The 17,388-nt window shown below is 42.4% G+C and carries 19 protein-coding genes; 8 read left to right on the forward strand and 11 right to left on the reverse strand.

The genetic code is table 11. The features are described 5' to 3' along the window. Positions 1–63 precede the first annotated feature (63 nt). Positions 64–1,467 (forward strand): MocR-like pyridoxine biosynthesis transcription factor PdxR, encoded by a 1,404-nt coding sequence (gene pdxR / locus D4T97_RS17240; RefSeq protein ID WP_126052015.1) that lies wholly within the window; start codon positions 64–66, stop codon positions 1,465–1,467. 57 nt (positions 1,468–1,524) lie between these two features. Then, positions 1,525–2,607: a serine hydrolase domain-containing protein gene (locus D4T97_RS17245; RefSeq protein ID WP_164525622.1), complete on the forward strand. Its 1,083-nt coding sequence runs from the start codon at positions 1,525–1,527 to the stop codon at positions 2,605–2,607. A gap of 48 nt (positions 2,608–2,655) precedes the next feature. Here D4T97_RS17245 and D4T97_RS17250 read toward each other — a convergent pair whose 3' ends face one another. After that, on the reverse strand, positions 2,656–3,705 hold the full coding sequence (locus D4T97_RS17250) for an LLM class flavin-dependent oxidoreductase (RefSeq protein WP_126052017.1): 1,050 nt from the start codon (positions 3,703–3,705) through the stop codon (positions 2,656–2,658). A 324-nt stretch (positions 3,706–4,029) separates the two neighbouring features. Between D4T97_RS17250 and D4T97_RS17255 the strand changes: the two genes are divergently transcribed. The 4 genes from D4T97_RS17255 to D4T97_RS17270 are packed head-to-tail and all read left to right on the forward strand — an operon-like array spanning position 4,030 to position 9,057. Next, positions 4,030–4,749 carry a GntR family transcriptional regulator gene (locus tag D4T97_RS17255; protein WP_126052018.1) on the forward strand — a complete coding sequence of 240 codons (720 nt, stop codon included), beginning with the start codon at positions 4,030–4,032 and terminating at the stop codon, positions 4,747–4,749. A gap of 43 nt (positions 4,750–4,792) precedes the next feature. After that, positions 4,793–5,851, forward strand: coding sequence for a TRAP transporter substrate-binding protein (locus tag D4T97_RS17260; RefSeq protein ID WP_126052019.1), 1,059 nt, complete (start codon positions 4,793–4,795; stop codon positions 5,849–5,851). Positions 5,852–5,895: 44 nt separating this feature from the next. Then, positions 5,896–7,803: a TRAP transporter large permease gene (locus tag D4T97_RS17265; RefSeq protein WP_235872296.1), complete on the forward strand. Its 1,908-nt coding sequence runs from the start codon at positions 5,896–5,898 to the stop codon at positions 7,801–7,803. A 57-nt stretch (positions 7,804–7,860) separates the two neighbouring features. Beyond that, the gene (locus D4T97_RS17270; protein ID WP_126052021.1) at positions 7,861–9,057 is read left to right on the forward strand and encodes an iron-containing alcohol dehydrogenase; all 1,197 of its coding nucleotides are present in this window, start codon (positions 7,861–7,863) and stop codon (positions 9,055–9,057) included. 59 nt (positions 9,058–9,116) lie between these two features. On the opposite strand, the gene D4T97_RS17275 is transcribed toward D4T97_RS17270, so the two are convergent. After that, positions 9,117–9,458: a zinc ribbon domain-containing protein YjdM gene (locus tag D4T97_RS17275; RefSeq protein WP_126052022.1), complete on the reverse strand. Its 342-nt coding sequence runs from the start codon at positions 9,456–9,458 to the stop codon at positions 9,117–9,119. Positions 9,459–9,663: 205 nt separating this feature from the next. Then, the gene (locus D4T97_RS17280; protein ID WP_235872297.1) at positions 9,664–11,466 is read right to left on the reverse strand and encodes a DUF4153 domain-containing protein; all 1,803 of its coding nucleotides are present in this window, start codon (positions 11,464–11,466) and stop codon (positions 9,664–9,666) included. 218 nt (positions 11,467–11,684) lie between these two features. Between D4T97_RS17280 and D4T97_RS17285 the strand changes: the two genes are divergently transcribed. Next, complete coding sequence (locus D4T97_RS17285; protein ID WP_126052024.1) at positions 11,685–13,283, forward strand: FMN-binding glutamate synthase family protein; 1,599 nt, start codon at positions 11,685–11,687, stop codon at positions 13,281–13,283. Positions 13,284–13,320: 37 nt separating this feature from the next. Here the strand turns inward: D4T97_RS17285 and D4T97_RS20600 are convergent, their stop codons facing one another. Together D4T97_RS20600 and D4T97_RS21155 are read right to left on the reverse strand one after the other, a co-directional pair. Beyond that, positions 13,321–13,482 carry a hypothetical protein gene (locus D4T97_RS20600; RefSeq protein ID WP_164525623.1) on the reverse strand — a complete coding sequence of 54 codons (162 nt, stop codon included), beginning with the start codon at positions 13,480–13,482 and terminating at the stop codon, positions 13,321–13,323. Between the two features lie 184 nt (positions 13,483–13,666). Next, positions 13,667–13,882 carry a diguanylate cyclase domain-containing protein gene (locus D4T97_RS21155; protein WP_126052025.1) on the reverse strand — a complete coding sequence of 72 codons (216 nt, stop codon included), beginning with the start codon at positions 13,880–13,882 and terminating at the stop codon, positions 13,667–13,669. Between the two features lie 201 nt (positions 13,883–14,083). On the opposite strand from D4T97_RS21155, the gene D4T97_RS17295 reads away from it, so the two are divergent. Continuing rightward, a complete protein-coding gene (locus D4T97_RS17295; protein WP_126052026.1) occupies positions 14,084–14,341 on the forward strand; it encodes a hypothetical protein in 258 nt (85 codons plus the stop codon). Positions 14,342–14,479: 138 nt separating this feature from the next. On the opposite strand, the gene D4T97_RS17300 is transcribed toward D4T97_RS17295, so the two are convergent. From D4T97_RS17300 to D4T97_RS17325, 6 genes are all read right to left on the reverse strand, one after another. Continuing rightward, a complete protein-coding gene (locus D4T97_RS17300) occupies positions 14,480–14,968 on the reverse strand; it encodes a metallophosphoesterase family protein (RefSeq protein WP_126052027.1) in 489 nt (162 codons plus the stop codon). An 85-nt stretch (positions 14,969–15,053) separates the two neighbouring features. Continuing rightward, positions 15,054–15,803: a hypothetical protein gene (locus D4T97_RS17305; protein WP_126052028.1), complete on the reverse strand. Its 750-nt coding sequence runs from the start codon at positions 15,801–15,803 to the stop codon at positions 15,054–15,056. Between the two features lie 34 nt (positions 15,804–15,837). Continuing rightward, positions 15,838–16,296 carry an Hsp20/alpha crystallin family protein gene (locus tag D4T97_RS17310; protein WP_164525624.1) on the reverse strand — a complete coding sequence of 153 codons (459 nt, stop codon included), beginning with the start codon at positions 16,294–16,296 and terminating at the stop codon, positions 15,838–15,840. Between the two features lie 32 nt (positions 16,297–16,328). Continuing rightward, complete coding sequence (locus tag D4T97_RS17315; RefSeq protein WP_126052030.1) at positions 16,329–16,838, reverse strand: hypothetical protein; 510 nt, start codon at positions 16,836–16,838, stop codon at positions 16,329–16,331. A 22-nt stretch (positions 16,839–16,860) separates the two neighbouring features. Beyond that, positions 16,861–17,103 carry a spore germination protein gene (locus tag D4T97_RS17320; protein WP_126052031.1) on the reverse strand — a complete coding sequence of 81 codons (243 nt, stop codon included), beginning with the start codon at positions 17,101–17,103 and terminating at the stop codon, positions 16,861–16,863. A gap of 34 nt (positions 17,104–17,137) precedes the next feature. Then, positions 17,138–17,380, reverse strand: coding sequence for a spore germination protein (locus D4T97_RS17325; protein ID WP_126052032.1), 243 nt, complete (start codon positions 17,378–17,380; stop codon positions 17,138–17,140). Positions 17,381–17,388: the final 8 nt, after the last annotated feature.

Below are 17,388 nucleotides of genomic sequence, written 5' to 3' on the forward strand. Positions count from 1 at the left end.
CTCTATTAAAAGTACCAGTTTCCACCAAAATGACAGGGTCAGATATTTTAGGAGGCTAAAAGAATGGAAATGTTGTCATGCAACTTGAACCGTTCAATCGATGTTCCGCTTTACGAACAGCTCTATTTATATATAAAAGAAGAAATTACGGAAGGCCGCCTGGAATACGGCTCCAAGCTGCCATCCAAGAGGAAACTTTCCGAGTTTCTTAAAGTCAGCCAAAATACAGTAGAAACTGCCTATGATCAATTAATTGCTGAAGGATATATTGAAAGCCTACCGCGAAGAGGATTTTTTGTTCTTGCCTATGAAGACCTCGAATATGTTCAAAATGAAGCAGCTGTAACAGATGAATTGGTGGAAGAAAAGGAGAAGGTGAAATACCACTTTCACCCAGGATGGATTGATACAAAGAACTTCCCTTTTGATAAATGGAGAAAATATGCCAGAGATACAATTGATCAGCAGCATCACTCCTTGCTTTTATTGGGTGACAAGCAAGGCGAGCTGGACCTCCGCAGGGAAATTGCCCATTATTTGTATCATGCCAGAGGAGTTCAGTGCTCCCCAGAACAAGTCGTAATCGGAGCCGGGAGTGACATCCTCCTGCAGCAGCTCATCCTGTTGTTTGATAAAAAAACAGTGTATGGCGTAGAGGACCCTGGCTACCACGTGATTTCACATATATTAAAAAGTTCACACCATAAAGTGCATCCGCTTGAAGTGGATGATGAGGGTGTTAAGACGGATTCCATTGAAAATACCAACATCAATGTTGTTTACGTCACACCGTCCCACCACTTCCCCTATGGGTCCGTACTTTCGGTCAACCGCCGGATCAAGCTTTTGAATTGGGCAGCAAGCGGCGATCATCATTTTATCATTGAGGATGATTATGACAGCGAGTTCCGTTATAGCGGGAAATCCATTCCATCGCTGCAAAGTATGGATCACAGCGAAAAAGTGATTTACTTGGGCAGTTTTTCAAAGTCGCTTATTCCCTCACTTAGGATCAGCTATATGGTTTTACCAAAACCTTTGCTGAAAAAATATAAACAAGAAGCGTTATCTTTCTATCATTGCTCCGTGTCAAGAATTGATCAGCATATATTAACCCAGTTTATGAGAGAAAGAGACTTTGAGAGACATCTAAACAGGATGAGGAAAATATACCGTAAAAAACTGGAAAAAACGTTAGAGGTTTTAAAGCCCTACCAAGATAAAGTGGAAGTGATTGGGGAACATTCCGGGCTGCATATGCTCCTCGCTGTAAAAAATGGGATGAACGAAAAAGAGCTTGTCCAAAAAGCTTTGGAAGCCAGTGTCAAAATTCACCCCCTTTCGTACTATACCTTGGAGAAAAAAGATGAATACCCTCCAAAAATCTTATTGGGATTTGCGGGAATACCGGAGGAAGAGTTGGCAGAAGCGATCCTCTTGTTATTGAAAAGCTGGAACATTGTCTAAGGGGCTTAAATTGGAGAGCCCCGTTCTTTTTTAATAAAAAAACCTAGGGGGAAAGTTTTGCTTACAAATCATTCAAATGCACTTGTTCAAGCAGAATTGGATAACGCGAAAAAAGCAAGCATTGCCATTGGCGTCGTAACAAAAGATGGAAAATATACCTCAGGAAAAACATACGACGAAATCTTAGATACAGAAATTGGGGACTGTTTGTTTGAAATTGGTTCCACTACTAAAACTTTCACAAGCCTATTATTGGCAAAGTTAGTCTGTGATGGGCTGATTTCACTTGATGAGCCAATAAAATCATATAAATCGGAATACCAAAATGCATTAGCATTTAACGGGAAAGAGATAACATTTCGGCACCTTTCCACTCACAGATCCGGCCTCCCGAGAGAAGATATGAAAAAGATTCGCCAAAGAATCAAGGAAAATAAACAGGATAAAAGCAATCCATATAAACATTTTTCTGCAGATGATCTTCACCATTTTTTTATAGACTATGATCTAAATAGAGAGATAGATAAAAAGTGGAGATACTCCAATATAGGTGTGGGTCTCTTGGGCAACACCCTTGCAGAAATACTTGGGGCAACCTATGAAGAAGCGATCCAGTCACACATATTAAGTCCTTTAGGGATGAAGGATACTTTTATTCATGGGACCGAAGAACAAAACAGCCGCTATGTAAGGTCTTATAATAAAAAAGGAGTTCAACTCCCGCATATGGAGCTTCCTGCCATTAACGGAGCAGGAGCATTAAAAAGCAGTATTCATGACATGCTTAATTATTTAGAATTTCAAATGGGATTAAAAGAAAGCCCTTTAAATGAGGCTATAGAATTAACTCATCAAATTCACGGAAAATCCTCTTCGAAAAAAATTCAGATGGGGCTTGGCTGGTTTATTGAACAGAAAAAGTGGAGCGAATCCCCGCTTCTGCATCATGGAGGTACAACAATGGGATTCCACACGTATTGTGGGTTTCTTAAAAAAGAGCAAATTGGTGTCGTTATATTTTCAACCATTCAATTAAGGACTTGGAGACTCATTAAGATGCTGTTAAATATGACTGGATTAGTCAACGAGAATATTGCTGAGTCTATTTTTAAAGAGCATTTAGCTCAACGAGGACAATGATAATCAGCACAAAAACGCCTTTTGCTCAGCTGGCAAAAGGCGCCATATTTATTGCTCCGCTTCCCACCGGGATATTTCCTCACGCACGCGCGGTGCCACTTCTTTTCCAAGCAGCTCAATGGCTCTCATAACCTGGTCATGGGGCATCGTGCCAAGCGGCACATGCATCATGAATCGGGTGATGCCTACGTTTTTTCTAAGATGGATAATTTTTTCCGCCACCGTATCCGGGTCACCTACATACAAAGCGCCTTCAAAGCTCCTTGCCGCATCGAAACTCGACCGGTCGTAATGGCCCCAGCCTCTTTCCCTCCCGAGCACATTCATCACCTGCTGGGTAGATGGGAAAAACTTATCAGCAGCTTCTTCGGTAGTTTCCGCAATGAAGCCATGAGAGTGTGAAGCCACTGGCAGTTTAGACGGGTCGTGCCCTGCCTTGGCGGCCGCTCTCTTATAAATTTCCACTAACGGCGCAAACTGCACCGGCCTGCCTCCAATGATCGCGAGAACAAGCGGCAGCCCCAGAAGACCTGCCCTAATGACAGACTCTGTATTCCCACCGCTGCCAATCCATACAGGCAATGGATCCTGTACAGGCCGTGGATAAACCCCAAGATTGTTGATGGCCGGGCGGTGTCCGCCTCTCCAAGTCACCTTCTCAGATTTGCACAGTTCCAATAGCAGCTCCAGCTTCTCTTCAAATAGTTCATCGTAATCCTTTAAATCATAGCCAAACAATGGAAATGATTCGATGAAAGACCCTCGACCCGCCATGATCTCGGCGCGGCCATTTGATATTCCGTCAAGCATGGAAAAATCCTGGAACACACGTACAGGGTCGTCTGAGGAAAGCACCGTAACCGCGCTTGTCAACCGTATCCTTTTTGTCTGAGGCGCGGCGGCCGCCAGCAGTATAGCTGGTGACGAAGCCGCAAAATCTTTCCGATGATGCTCGCCTACTCCAAAAACGTCCAACCCTACTTGATCCGCAAGAACAATCTCTTCGACCACTTCGCGCAGCCTCTGTGCATGGCTGATCACTTCGCCGGTTTCCGGGTCAGGTGTCGTCTCTACAAATGTCGTTATGCCTATTTCCAATGGTCATCCTCCTTCATCTGAAGCTCAATGAAGTTACTAAAAGTAATAGACTTATTTTATGATACAAACTTAAAAACTACAAATTTTATTAAGGATTACTAATGAATTCCCTTAAATTCGGCGGACTCATAACAGGATTATACGGTCCAGCATTTAAATCACCCTCCACTTAAATTATTATCACTTTCTATATACCTAATAAATTAATTAAATAATCTAAATAGACAAAAAATATTGATATCCCTTCTGATTGGTGGTTAAATTCTAGTAATATTACTTCAACTGGTCTAGACATTACTACCGCTTTGAAAAGGAGGTGTAATTTTGATAAATACGGAACTGCCGATTCCGCTTCACATTCAAATCAGCACGATATTGGATAAGAAAATCAGAACCGGAGTTTATGAGGAAAAAATCCCCAGTGAAAGAGAACTGGTGGAAATGTTCTCTGTTAGCAGAACGACTGTCAGGCAAGCCATAAATAAATTGGCCTCTGACGGCATCATAAAGAAAATACCGGGAAAAGGGACATTTATTAACAAGAAGAAACCAATCCATAAATCGCTTTCCAATCTGAACAGCCTGACTGAGACTGTCGAAGAAATGGGAATGAAGCCCGGAAGCCGGCTGCTTTGCGAAAAAGTAATAGAAAAAAGCGAGCACAACATCGAGGTATTCGATGCAGCAGTATATAAAATCGAGCGCCTTCGGTACGCGGATGGCATTCCCATCGCCATTGAAAAACAGTTCTATCCATTGGACATAGGCATAAAATTGACTGATTACGACCTGCATAATGAAACGATATTCGATTTGCTAGAAAATGAAATCGGCATCAACCTTTTCGAAGCAGAACAGTTTATTTCAACGGAAGATGCAGATGAAAGGATTTCAGATTTACTAACTATACCCAAAGGCTCTAATGTTCTAACAGTAGAAAGGATCATCACAGACCAATACGGCTCCCCAGTGGAATTTTACTTTGGACTCTACCGTCCGGATATGTACGTCTTCAGAGTCAAGTCGAGAAGGAACTCTTACTAAAGGTAAAAAATGAAAGCGCCGACAATCAAAAAGGAGGAAAATAATGAAAATAATAAAGGGTGCAGCTACCCCTGTTTTGGCTCTCCTGATTTTTATCACACTGGTTCTGCTTGGGAATGCCGCTTTGGCAAAAAGCTTCGGCTCAAGTCAAAACGAAGTGATAACTTTTCGGGTAGCACAATCGAAAGCCAGCAATCACCCGGTGTCACAGGGAATAAGCAAGTTTGCTGAATTGGTCAAAGAAAAATCTGATGGAAAAATCATCATTGAAACATATCACGACGGCCTCATTGGAGATGACAGAGAAGTAATCGAAAGTGCCCAAAGGGGCAGTATCGCCTTTGCCAGCTCCTCAACCCCCAACATGACTAGCTTCACCAACTACTTCACAGCATGGGATCTGCCTTATATCTTTGAAAACAAAGAGGAAGTTTACAAAGCTATCGATGGTAAACCTGGAGACATTATCCGGGAAGAAATGGAGAAATCAGGATTCAAAGTCATTTTCTTTCCTGACTATGGATTTAGACAGGTTGTAAACAATAAAAAGCCCATCAAATTGCCCGAGGATCTAAAAGGCATGAAAATCCGTACCACCAACTCGAAGATTGAACAAGCTGATTTCGAAGCATTCGGCGCCAACCCTACTCCGGTCGCTTGGTCTGAAGTTTTCACTGCCTTGCAGCAAGGAACGGTTGAAGGCGAAGGAAACAGTTATTCCCTGCTCTGGGACACAAAGCACCAAGAGGTCCTGAAATATGCTGCCGAAGTTAATTATAACTATAGCTCGGACATCGTTGTCATGAATAAGGAGCTATTTGATTCATTAAATGAAAGTCAGCAAAAGCTCATCATGGACGCAGGCAAAGAAGCAGTTGAGTGGCAAAGAAACCTGGCCAATGAGCGCGAAGCTGAGGCCAAACAACAATTCATTGACTACGGCATCGAAATTTATGAACCGACAGAGGAAGAAATGAGAACTTGGAAACAAACAGCTGAACCGGTGTGGGACAAATTTGTTGTTCCTGGCATTGCAGACCCTGAATATGTCGATATTATCTTGGAAACCCTTGGCAAATCAAAAGAAGAAATCTTTAAATAAACAGGAAATCTTGAGGAAAAATCCTATCTTTGAGGAGGATGAAGGTGGAACCTACAATTGCTGTAGAAGAACTGGAAGGAAAGTCGCCGGATATAAAAAATTCGAGGGAATCCAATAAACTGCTTAGTGTCATTGATCAGCGTTTTGAGGAAGTACTCATCGTTGCCGGATTTTTAACTTTCATAATATTAATCAACCTTCAGGTGATCAACCGCTACGTGCTTCCTTTTGTAGACATAGCCAATATTACAACATGGACAGAAGAAATTTCCCGCTATCTCTTTATCTTTGTCTCATTTCTCGGTGCCAGCCTAGCCATCAGAAAAGGCGAATCAATTCAGGTGAATTTTTTGCTGGACAGGATGTCGGCCGGTCTCAGGAATTCAATTAATATAGCTAATACCATATTCATGGTTTATTTCAGCTATATCATGATTCGTTACGGTTACGATTTAATCACATTCCAATTAGAGACTCACCAGTCGTCCCCTGCACTGGCTATGCCGATGGCAGTCCCGTACAGCGCAGTCCCAATAGGCTTTACTCTTATTTTGATTAGACTTGTACAGAAATTTATCAAGGATACGAAAGGAATTCATTTAAAAGATGGAGTCTTGGGTGCTGTAATAGCTATGGTGATTATTGCGCCGGCGATTCTTATGCCAGATCACAAAATCACTCTGGCATTGTTCGGATATTTTATATTATTTATTTTGATTGGGATGCCGATTGCTTTTTCCCTCGGGGTAAGCACGCTGGCAACGGTCTTGGCCACAGACGCCATCCCAATTGACTTTTTCCCACAAACGGCATTTACAAGTATCGATAACTTTCCAATTATGGCCATCCCCTTCTTCATCGCTGCCGGCATTATCATGGGTGGAGGAAACATCATCAGGAAACTGCTGAAGCTTTCGGATGAACTCATCGGTTATCTTCCAGGCGGATTGGCATTGGTGGCCATTGCAACGAGTATGTTTTTCTCGGCTATCAGTGGGTCAGGCCCCGCTACCGTTGCAGCCATCGGTACGATATTGATACCAGCAATGATAAAACAGGGGTATAGCGCAAGTTTTTCTACTGCGATTGTTGCAACATCGGGATCCATTGGAGTCATTATCCCACCGAGTAATCCCATGGTCATTTATGGAGTCGTATCCCAAGAATCCATTTCTAAGTTGTTCATAGCAGGAATTTTACCCGGTATATTAACAGGGTTTGCATTAATGATCGTAACCTACTTCATCTCCAAGAAAAAAGGCTGGCGCGGCGAAAATACGAAATTCGATATGAAAAGAATGCTTTCCGCTGCATGGGATGCAAAGCTTGCACTGTTAGTGCCTGTGATCATACTTGGAGGAATTTACGGCGGTTACATGACGCCGACGGAAGCGGCGGCTGTGGCAGCGGCCTACGGACTGATCGTCGGTTTTTTCATATACAAAGATTTGAACTTAAAATCTCTCTATCAATGCTTGTCCAAAGCAGGCGTCACTTCCGCGATTATCATTTTGTTGATTGTAATGGCGAGCATTTTTGGACGCTTGATCACGTTGGAAAGAGTAGCAGAAACTGTCGCTCAGTTTGTTCTGTCCTTAAGTGACAATAAAATTGTTATCTTGCTGTTGTTAAATGCTTTCTTGCTACTCGTTGGCCTTGTAATGGAAGCCTTGGCGGCCATTGTTATCGTAACGCCGATTCTATTGCCAATGGCGCTTGCCATCGGAGTAGATCCTATTCACTTTGGCTTAATCATGATCTTCAACCTTGCAATCGGCTTCGTCACCCCTCCGGTAGGAGTGAACTTGTTTGTGGCCGCCAGTACTGCAAAGGTGAAAATCGAAGAAGTCATCAAAGGAAACTCTGTGCTTCTGGTCACTATGCTTGTTGTGTTGGCTTTGGTCACATATATCCCAGATATCAGCTTGTGGCTGGTAGGGTTTATGAAGTAACAGTGCTGAGCGGCGTAACCCCCGCTATGAAAATACACATATAAAGGAGAGTACATCATGTCAACCGCATTTTTCCCAAGACAAATTGAAATCGGCCCTACTTGCCTTGAACAGCTTGGAGAAGTGGCATCAAATTTAGGAGGCACGCACTTACTGATTGTGATAGATGCATTTCTGGTGTCTTCGCCGTATTCATATGATGAAAAAATCAAAAATATTGCTAAACAGCACCAGCTGGAAGTCACATTTTTTTCAGATTACCGCGGGGAGCCTACAACTGATCATCTAAGTGCAGCATTAAATAAGATGAAAGGTACAGGGGCAGATTGCGTAGTTGCCATCGGAGGAGGCAGCGCCATCGACTTAGCAAAAGCAGTTTCGCTGTTTGCCTTAAATCCCAATATCCAGTGGCAGGAGATCGCTTCACAGACCCGGTTGAAAAGGCTTCCGTTAATCGCTGTTCCTACTACCGCAGGAACAGGTTCGGAGGCAACAAAGGTCATGGTTATCACTGACAGCCAGACGCAGTATAAAATGAACCCGGGGCATAGAGACCTTATTCCTGATGCAGCTATTTTGGATCCGGAATTATCATGCAGTTTGCCAAAGCAATTTACCGCTTATACCGGTATGGATGCGTTGACCCATGCCATTGAAGCCTATGTTTCGACTAACGCAACAGCGATTACCGATAGTTATGCACTACTCGCCATTTCAAAAATTGCTAATGCCCTGCCAAAAGTATATGAAAACGGAATGGACCTTGAAGCAAGAGAGGAAATGCTGATGGCAAGCTGCTATGCAGGCATAGCTTTTTCTAACGCTTCTACAAATTTGGCCCATGCCGCAGGCAGGCCACTGGGCGCAAGATTCAATATCCCTCATGGATTGAGCGTTTCCCTGCTTCTTCCTTTTGTCATGGAGTTCAGCTTAAAGGCAGCTGAGGAAAGGTTCGGAGATATTGCAGAGAACCTTGGAATTCAAGAGGTAGAAAGCCGCAGCAAGCTTGCTGAAAGTGCCGTCAAGCATGTAAATGAGCTAAATGAACATTTCGACATTTGGAAAGATGGATTGAAATATATCGATTTGGTTGATCTTGAAGAAAGTATCCCGGTTTTGGTGAAGGATGCGTTAAGCGGAAACGGAATTACCACGAATCGGAAAGTTCCCGATTCAAGAGATGTCAAAGATTTATATTTATCTTTAATCAACAAATTAAAGACGATTAAAGAATGCAATGCAGCTTCCCTATAAAAAATCAAAAGCAAAGCCCCAATTCATGCTTGTACTGGGGCTTTGCTTTCATTTGACCATTACGCCTTCTTAACAAACTCTGATTTCAGCTGCATCGGACCAAATCCATCAATTTTACAGTCGATGTCGTGATCTCCTTCAACCAGGCGGATGTTCTTCACTTTCGTGCCTATTTTTACGACCGATGAACTTCCTTTTACTTTCAAGTCCTTAATCACTGTCACCGTGTCTCCATCCTGCAGCACGTTGCCATGTGCATCCTTGACCAGCTTTTGGTCATCGCTGCTTTCCGCAGCCTCTTCCGCGCTCCACTCATTCCCGCATTCCGGACAAACAAACAGATCCCTGTCTTCGTATGTATACTCAGAATTGCACTTCGGACAATTAGGCAAATTGGACATATCACTTACCCCCTATTTATTCATTCAATTGCATCAATATACAAAAAAGCGTATGGGGAAATACCCCCACACACATTATATAGTGTCACAGTATTTACATATTGACAAGCTTCTTATTCAGACTAAGCATATTGCGAAACGCCTTGGCCAGCCCCGGAAAACGATAAAAAAACGCCACAATCTTACTGTGGCGTTTCGCTGCTATCTATTTTAACTGAATAAGTACATAAAGATCTGCATTATAATTGGAATTGTAGTAGTCGACATTATTAACGACAATGCTCATCCTGACCGCGTCATTTTCCTCAGTCACGGTTGCCTCTTCAACGGTCAAACTGTCGTTTTCTCCTTTAAGTTCCGTTTGATTTTCAAGGATCTGGTCAAAAGCTTTCTTCGCATCAAACCGGATCAGCTCCTGATCCTTATCATCAGCAATGCTCAGATAGATGTCTTCCCCGTCAGATACTTGCTTCAACTTGTAATTTTTGTTATCTATTTCAACAGGAATTGCAGCCTCTGCATCTTTTTCCCTTTGATAAGGATCAAAATACAGGTGAACCATGCGGTCATAATTTTTGATATTAACCGTCGGGCTGCGGTCCCAGTCCAGGTGGGCAAATTGGCTGTCACCCCCGTGACCTGTTTCATCGTACACCTCTTCAAATCCGAAAGTGTTTTTAAAGTTATCGTAATGAAAAACCTTATCCGGCAGCCAATCAATGTCGTCAATATAATCCATGCTGTTCAAATAACTGACCGTTCTCGTAATAGTCTTCTTGTCTTTTGTAGAAATGTCAGCATTGGGGACCACTTCCCCATTTTCAAGCATACCGTTTGTTGACAACGTGCTTTTCAACAAATTGATCTGATTCGTGCGGCTCACTGTGAAAGCATCAATCGGCGGTATGATAGAAATTGCTGAAAATATTATTAATACAGCAGCTATCCATCCATTTTTCCTGATCGGAAAAAAACTGAATATGACTCCTGCGATAACAGCAAAAATTCCGAACATGATGACGTAATATCTTCCGTGGGTAAGACCCATCTCTCCGATCCTTAAAACGGAAGCAATCGTTTGAAACAGCACGATAGGAATTAATACTTTTGGAAAGACCCTCCTGAATACAATGGCGAATCTATTTTCAAGATTGCTTGCAAGCAAATAAACTAATATGACCGTAATGGCGTACGTAACCAACATGGGTTCCAGCAGATTATTCGTCCAGAAGTCTCCGCGGATGTTTAACAGGACATATGCCAAAAGGATTACCGTATACACTGCCGTCAACGGAATGATAATGTATGAAATCAAAATTTCCAAGGTCTTCGGACAGTCCACAGCCTTTGCTACTTTCTTTTCTTGCCAGACTAACTCCTCGCCCTTAATTTCTGCATCCCTTCTACCTGGATATGGAGGCGTGAATGACAAGAAGAAAATAGGCGCAAACAAGGAGTAAACAATGTTCATGACATGTGCGTTTGCCTTATGGTCGAGAGAAAACAGAAGCTCATCCACAGCAAAAACAATAGAGCTCAGCCCCCCTGCAATAACTGCTGTAAAGAGAGCCGTAATAAAAAACGCCTTAAAGACAGACAAGAAGCTCTCGTTAAAAGTGATTTTGCTTTTGATGGATGGCACCCAGATAAAACCCATGAGCAAGGCAAAAATGGTGACACCGGTCTTCGTACCGATTTCCATGTTAAAAGTGGATGCGGATTGGATGGCAAAGAAATATCCGGCAGTTAAAACAACCGCACCACCCATGAGCATGACACGTTCGCTAAACTTCGTAAAAAAGCGTTCAAAAACTTGCTGCGCAACCACGCTCAGCAATGCACCAATCAAAAAGGTGAACAAGTATTTTAAATAATTTTCCGTTTCATTATTAATCATATTCACATTCACTGTAGCGGCAGCCAACAAAAAGAGCATCGTCAATGGATAGCGATTAATAGCCTGTATCAGGCCAATCAGCTTATTCCGTAAGCTTTTGACCACATTCATCAGCATCACCTTTTCTTTTTTATTCCGCGGGATTTGTTTATCTTATATTATTCATCCAAACCTGTCCGGATGAGAATAATAAGGCCGTCCAGTTTCCTTGATGTTACTACTAAATGGGCAAGCTGTATATAGGTTATTTAACTAATTACTCTGCTTGATAAGAAAAAGTATTTCAGGACAAAATACCCATCAAGGAGTAACTTATTTAGGAGGGCAATATGGAAATAACAAACACTTTAATGATCATCGCTTTTACGTTTGGCGCCCTTGTGCTGGCGGTACTCATTGTTTTTTTCTTATATATGATCGTTCTCGACCGGAATCAAAAAATGCATTCCATTTTAAGAAATTATCCTTTGCTTGGAAGGGTCCGCTATTTTTTTGAAAAAATCGGACCCGAAATGCGCCAATATTGGTTTAACAGTGATACTGAGGGAAAACCCTTTTCGCGAGATGAGTATGAACATATTGTCAGAAGTGCGAAATATAAGCGTGATGTAATCGGATTTGGATCAAGAAGAGACTTTGAAGAAGAAGGCTACTATGTCAGAAATGACATGTTTCCTAAACTGACGGAAGAGTTGAAAGTCGATCCGGAAACGATGGCTTTGACTCATAAATACCTGCTGATCAAGGACCCCCTTTTTACCCAGAGGGTGGAAAAGCTTGAAGTAGATGAATCCTCGGCATATTTGCTTCACGACGATGATGCTGTTATCATCGGCCCTCATCTAGAGCACCCCTTTGTTCTGAAAGGGCTTGTCGGAATGTCAGCCATGAGCTACGGAGCATTGGGAAAAAATGCAATTACTGCCTTATCCGAAGGGCTTGCCATGGCAAAAGGGACATGGATGAATACCGGCGAAGGCGGTCTGTCCCCGTACCACCTGGAGAGCGATGTCGATATCATTATGCAAATCGGTCCCGGCTTATTCGGCATCCGTGACAAATACGGCGAAGTGGATTGGGACGAATTAAAAAGGAAAAGTGAAATTTCGCAAGTCAAAGCTTTTGAAATTAAGCTTGCCCAAGGGGCTAAGGTCCGTGGCGGCCATATAGACGCGGAAAAGGTAAACCTGGAAGTGGCTGAAATTCGAAAAGTCGAGCCTTATAAATCAGTGGACAGCCCAAACCGCTTCCATCAATTTCATGATGTACCAACCATGTTTGATTTTGTTGATCAAATCCGTGAAACGACTGGCAAGCCGGTGGGAATCAAGATAGTCATCGGCGGTAACGACAGTGCCGTGGAATTGGCAAAGTTTATGAGCGAGACCGGCAGAGGCCCTGACTTCATAACAGTTGACGGAGGCGAAGGTGGAACTGGGGCCTCTTATCAGGAATTGGCGGACAGCGTCGGCCTCCCAATTAAATCGGGGTTGCTCATTTTAGTTGCAACCCTTATCAAGTACGGTGTCCGTGACCGCGTCAAAATTATTGCATCAGGAAAGCTTTTTTCCCCTGACCGAATCGCTGTAGCACTAGCGATGGGTGCGGATCTTGTTCAAATTGGAAGAGGGTTCATGATATCCGTCGGCTGCATCCAAACATTGAAATGCCAATCAAACATATGCCCGGTCGGAGTAGCGACAACGGACCCCCATTTGCAAAAGGCTCTCGTCATCGATGAGAAAAAACACCGTGCTGCAAATTATGTTATTACCCTCCGGAAGGCGCTTTTCAGAATATCTGCTGCCGCCGGGCTGAACTCGCCCGTGCATTTTTCACCAAAAAACGTGATGTTCAAGGACGATAGAGGAATCGCTCATTCATTGGAGAGCATCATAAACGAAATCAAGCAGCAACAGGTGAAATAATGATTTACGGGCCAAGCATAGGAAAAGCGGCTTGGCCTTAGCAGTTGACACAATAAACGCTTTCTTCCACCATCTTGCATCTTTTCTTCACAACGGCTGCATATTCAGCAAGCTCTTCTATGCTCCGGAATTGGTAGCTTTGATTTGTTACAACGGCGATCGATAACGAAACAATCGATATTTTTTCTTTAATACCCATCCGGTTTTCCGCACTATATACTTTTGTGAAAAATGAATCGGATGATAAAAAGAAATAATCTTCTCATTGAATTCCTCGATGATTCTTTCACAACAATTTTCGTAATCAAAGCCATTTAAAATAGCAATGAAATCATCTCCGCCAATATGCCCTAAAAACGTATTTTCCTGATTGAAATTACCTTTTAGCAGTTCTCCAGTGGCTTGAAGGAGATCATCCCCCGTTTAAAACCATATGTATCGTTGTATTCCTTAAAGTTATCCAGATCAAAATACAAAACGCTAAACCGGTCCTGGTGCAGTACTTCCTTTAATTTTGCCTCAATTATATGATTTCCGGGCAACCCTGTCAGCGGGTTCAAAAAGCTTGCGATTTCTACCTGTATCTCTACTAGCTTCATTAACAGCTTTTGTATACTGACAATTCCGACATACTAATCGAAATGAATATTGTACGGGGATTTCTAGTTAAATGGAACAGAAAATAGAGCATTTGCTATAGTACGTAAACATATTTTATTCAAATGGCAGTATATAGTTTATACCTCTCCCCCTTTTATTCAATAGAGTAAAGTAGCTTCAGAAAAAGGGGGTGAAACTTCATGGCAAAAAAAAACCTTCAACAACAACCTGGATGCCCGGCGGGCTGCTGTGACGGCACTGAAATCCTTTGTGTATCCATCCCATGCCCTGTCACTGTTGTACTTCTAGGCCTTCAGCTTCAATTAGAACTCCCTTGTATTAGACTTACTTCTCCAGGTAGCTTGACTGCCGAACAATTACAGCAATTACTCGCTATTCTAACAGGCATCATCGGAGGCCTTGGGAGCAGCCTTCCGACGGATGGGACAAGCGCATAAAGAACAAGTGCGGAGGCGCGAAGTCTGCTAGTCGATAGACGCTGGAACTGGACGTAGCATAAGTTATCGCAAGCATAGAATTTTATAGTTTTCTAACGAGAAGAAAAAACAATGGGGTCAGCAGTGGCCCCATTGTTTTTATTGAAACATCACGATTTCGGCTCGAAAAACCTTATCAATATGTAAAATTCCATAAGAGTAATAGGGCATCCTCCGCTTATCTGTCGGAGACCCCGGGTTCATCAACATGACCTTGTTAAAGTAGCGAATCAAGGGAATATGTGAGTGTCCGAAAATGATGATGTCTGCCCCTTCCTGTTCAAAAGCTTCCAACGCCCGCTTTTCAGTCGTTAGTTTTTCACCATGACCATGGACAATGCCGATTTTAAAACCGCTCACCTCAATGAGTTCCTTCGCATTAAAGTGTTCCCGTACCTCTTCGCCGTCGACATTCCCATGCACGCCGACCACCTTGGCATAACTTGACAATTCCTTGTAGACCTCCATCGTAACCCAATCACCCGCATGGATAATCAAATCGGCGGATTCGCACTCCTTTAAAAGGCATTCTGGTATTTGTTTGTTGTTATTTCGTATATGTGTGTCACTTGTTACAATTATTTTCAATTTGCAGCCCCTCGTCTTTCCTCATAAAAGTAATTATCCAATACAATAAAAATGCCGGGAAGTCTTTTTGTTGTCTTCCCGGCATTTATTTTTCATCGCTCTGCTGCCTTTCACCGGCCTGTTCGCTGGATTCTTCATTTTGAGAGCTCTCATGCTGATCCTTGTCATTATTCACTCCGTACTTTTCCTTCATTTTTTTTAACTTCTTCATTTTTTCTTTCAACTTTTCCTTGGATTCATTGGATATTTCTTCACTCGGGTTGGAGCTGTTTTCAAAAGTAGCGCCTATATTCATTTGCCCGCTAAGTTCTTTGACACCAAGACTACCTATACTATTGAGTTGTTCATAATTATCTACAAACAGTGTGTCTACCCTGATCTCCTGAAAAATAACATGATGATCTATTCCATTCATTTCATGGTCGTCATCTCTCTTTTCATCTATGCCCCTTTCAATTGGAGCCACTGCTTCTGTAATCCAATTTTCTAGAGCAACCATCTTTTTCTCTACCTTGGACATGCGGTTAAATAAGTCCTCTAGTGCATTTTGAAAGGGTGCGAATTCTGCTCTGACTGTCTCTTCAAAAAAGGGCACAAGATTTTTTCTCAAATCCTTGGCTGTTAATTCTGCGTTACCTATTTTTTTACTTCCAGGCCTGGGGTCATTCTTTTCTATCGCTTGGCTCAGACGCTTTTCCATCTCCAACACCTTTTTGATATAAACATCCAGCGTATTCATTCTCTTTGATTGACTTTCCAGCGCCTCCAACCTCTGGTAAACATCAGCAGATTCATTCTTTCCCTTACTTCCTTTTACCATTCTTTTGAAAGACATCCGTTTATCACACCTTATAATCAGAATGGATGATTCATCTAATGATAATATTTTCTTCCCTTATGAAGCTTCTTGGATAGGAAATAACAAGGAGCCCGTTTTCGAACCTGGCCATCATATTTTTACTTTCTGCGGGTTCCGGAAGGTCAATTTCCCTTTGAAACTCGCCATACAGTCGTTCATTTTGCACGGTCACTCCATTGATCAGCGGAGGCTGCAAATCCCCTCTGACTACAAGTCTGCTGCCTGAGACCGTCAAGGATATATCTTCTTTTTTCGCTCCGGGAATCTCCATTAACAGAATCACCTCTTGCTCTGTCAGAAAGATGTCCGTTTGAGGGTATTTTAAGGAAGCAGGTCTTTCTTCAAGTTCATCCTCTTCCTCCAGGTCGGTCTCTCCTGGAGGGTGCTCGTCAAAAACCATATCCCAAAACTTTCCGTTCTGGTATTTTTGTGTGACTTCCATCCATTTTTTTAATTTATCAAATTCCAATTGCATGTACCCCCTCGCCTAATGAAATTCCGCTATTCCAAGGGTGGGACAGCTATTTCTGTAAATTGCAGATCATTTCTCTTTCGCATTTTTATTTGTAAAAAGGGGTCGCGGTACTCTGAAATGGAGTCCTTCGGTGTAACTATCGAAGGAAGTGTAATGACATGCCGATCATCCTGGTTAGGGACCCCTTCAAGGATCAATTGATTGGAATTATGGTAGACCTTTAAGTTTGATAATTGACTGGTGTCTGTCAGCAGTACTTTAACATAGACATGGTCCAGGCTTTCAAAAGTTGTTGCCTGCAATGATCCATGAGCTGATTCCTGTTTTCCGTGTTCTTTTGTTTCCGGTTCAATTATTACTTGCTCTTCATCGTCTCCCATGTCCATATACGCCGATTCCATGAGCTTCGCGTTTTTGATGGAAGAGGCAATAGATTTCTCCATCACATCTTGAACATACTTCTGTATATCATTGTTAAAGTAACCTTGACTTAACCATTTCGGTAGCCCGCCTTTACTAAATGGGAATGGCAGCATATTCGGTCTCCCCTATAAGTCTTTAAAATTGGTTGGCGATAGGAAGAGATGGGTTGGCAATTTGATCCTGATCGCTTATATCTGTGTCAATACTGCTGTTGCCCATTAACGATGTGGAAGGAGAAAGATCTCCCAGTGAAAGATTTGCCCCTATAAATTTTGAATTTGCCGTGTGGCTATTTTGGATATTTGCACCAATATCCATATTCCCATTTTGATTGATTCCGTTCGTTTTAATGTTAAAGATATTAATAAAATAAGGCATGATATACTCCTTTCATTTAGGCAGTCAAATCAGCCTACTTCTGAGTGGCATTCACATTAGCAGGAGTCGCAATATCTCCTTGATCATTGACATCCGGATCTATATATACATTTTCCATACCCGCAGTGGTTGGAGAGGTATCCCCATAAGAGGAGTTGACTCCCTGTGATTTCGAGTTGGCCGTGTGGGAATTGTGAAGGACGTCGCCTATATTAAGAGAGCCATTGTTTGAGATGCTATTTATTTTTAGGCTGTATATATTAATATTTGTGGGCATTTTCTCTC

The sequence above is a fragment of the Siminovitchia acidinfaciens genome, from assembly GCF_003605385.1.
Lineage (GTDB): Bacteria > Bacillota > Bacilli > Bacillales > Bacillaceae_C > Siminovitchia > Siminovitchia acidinfaciens.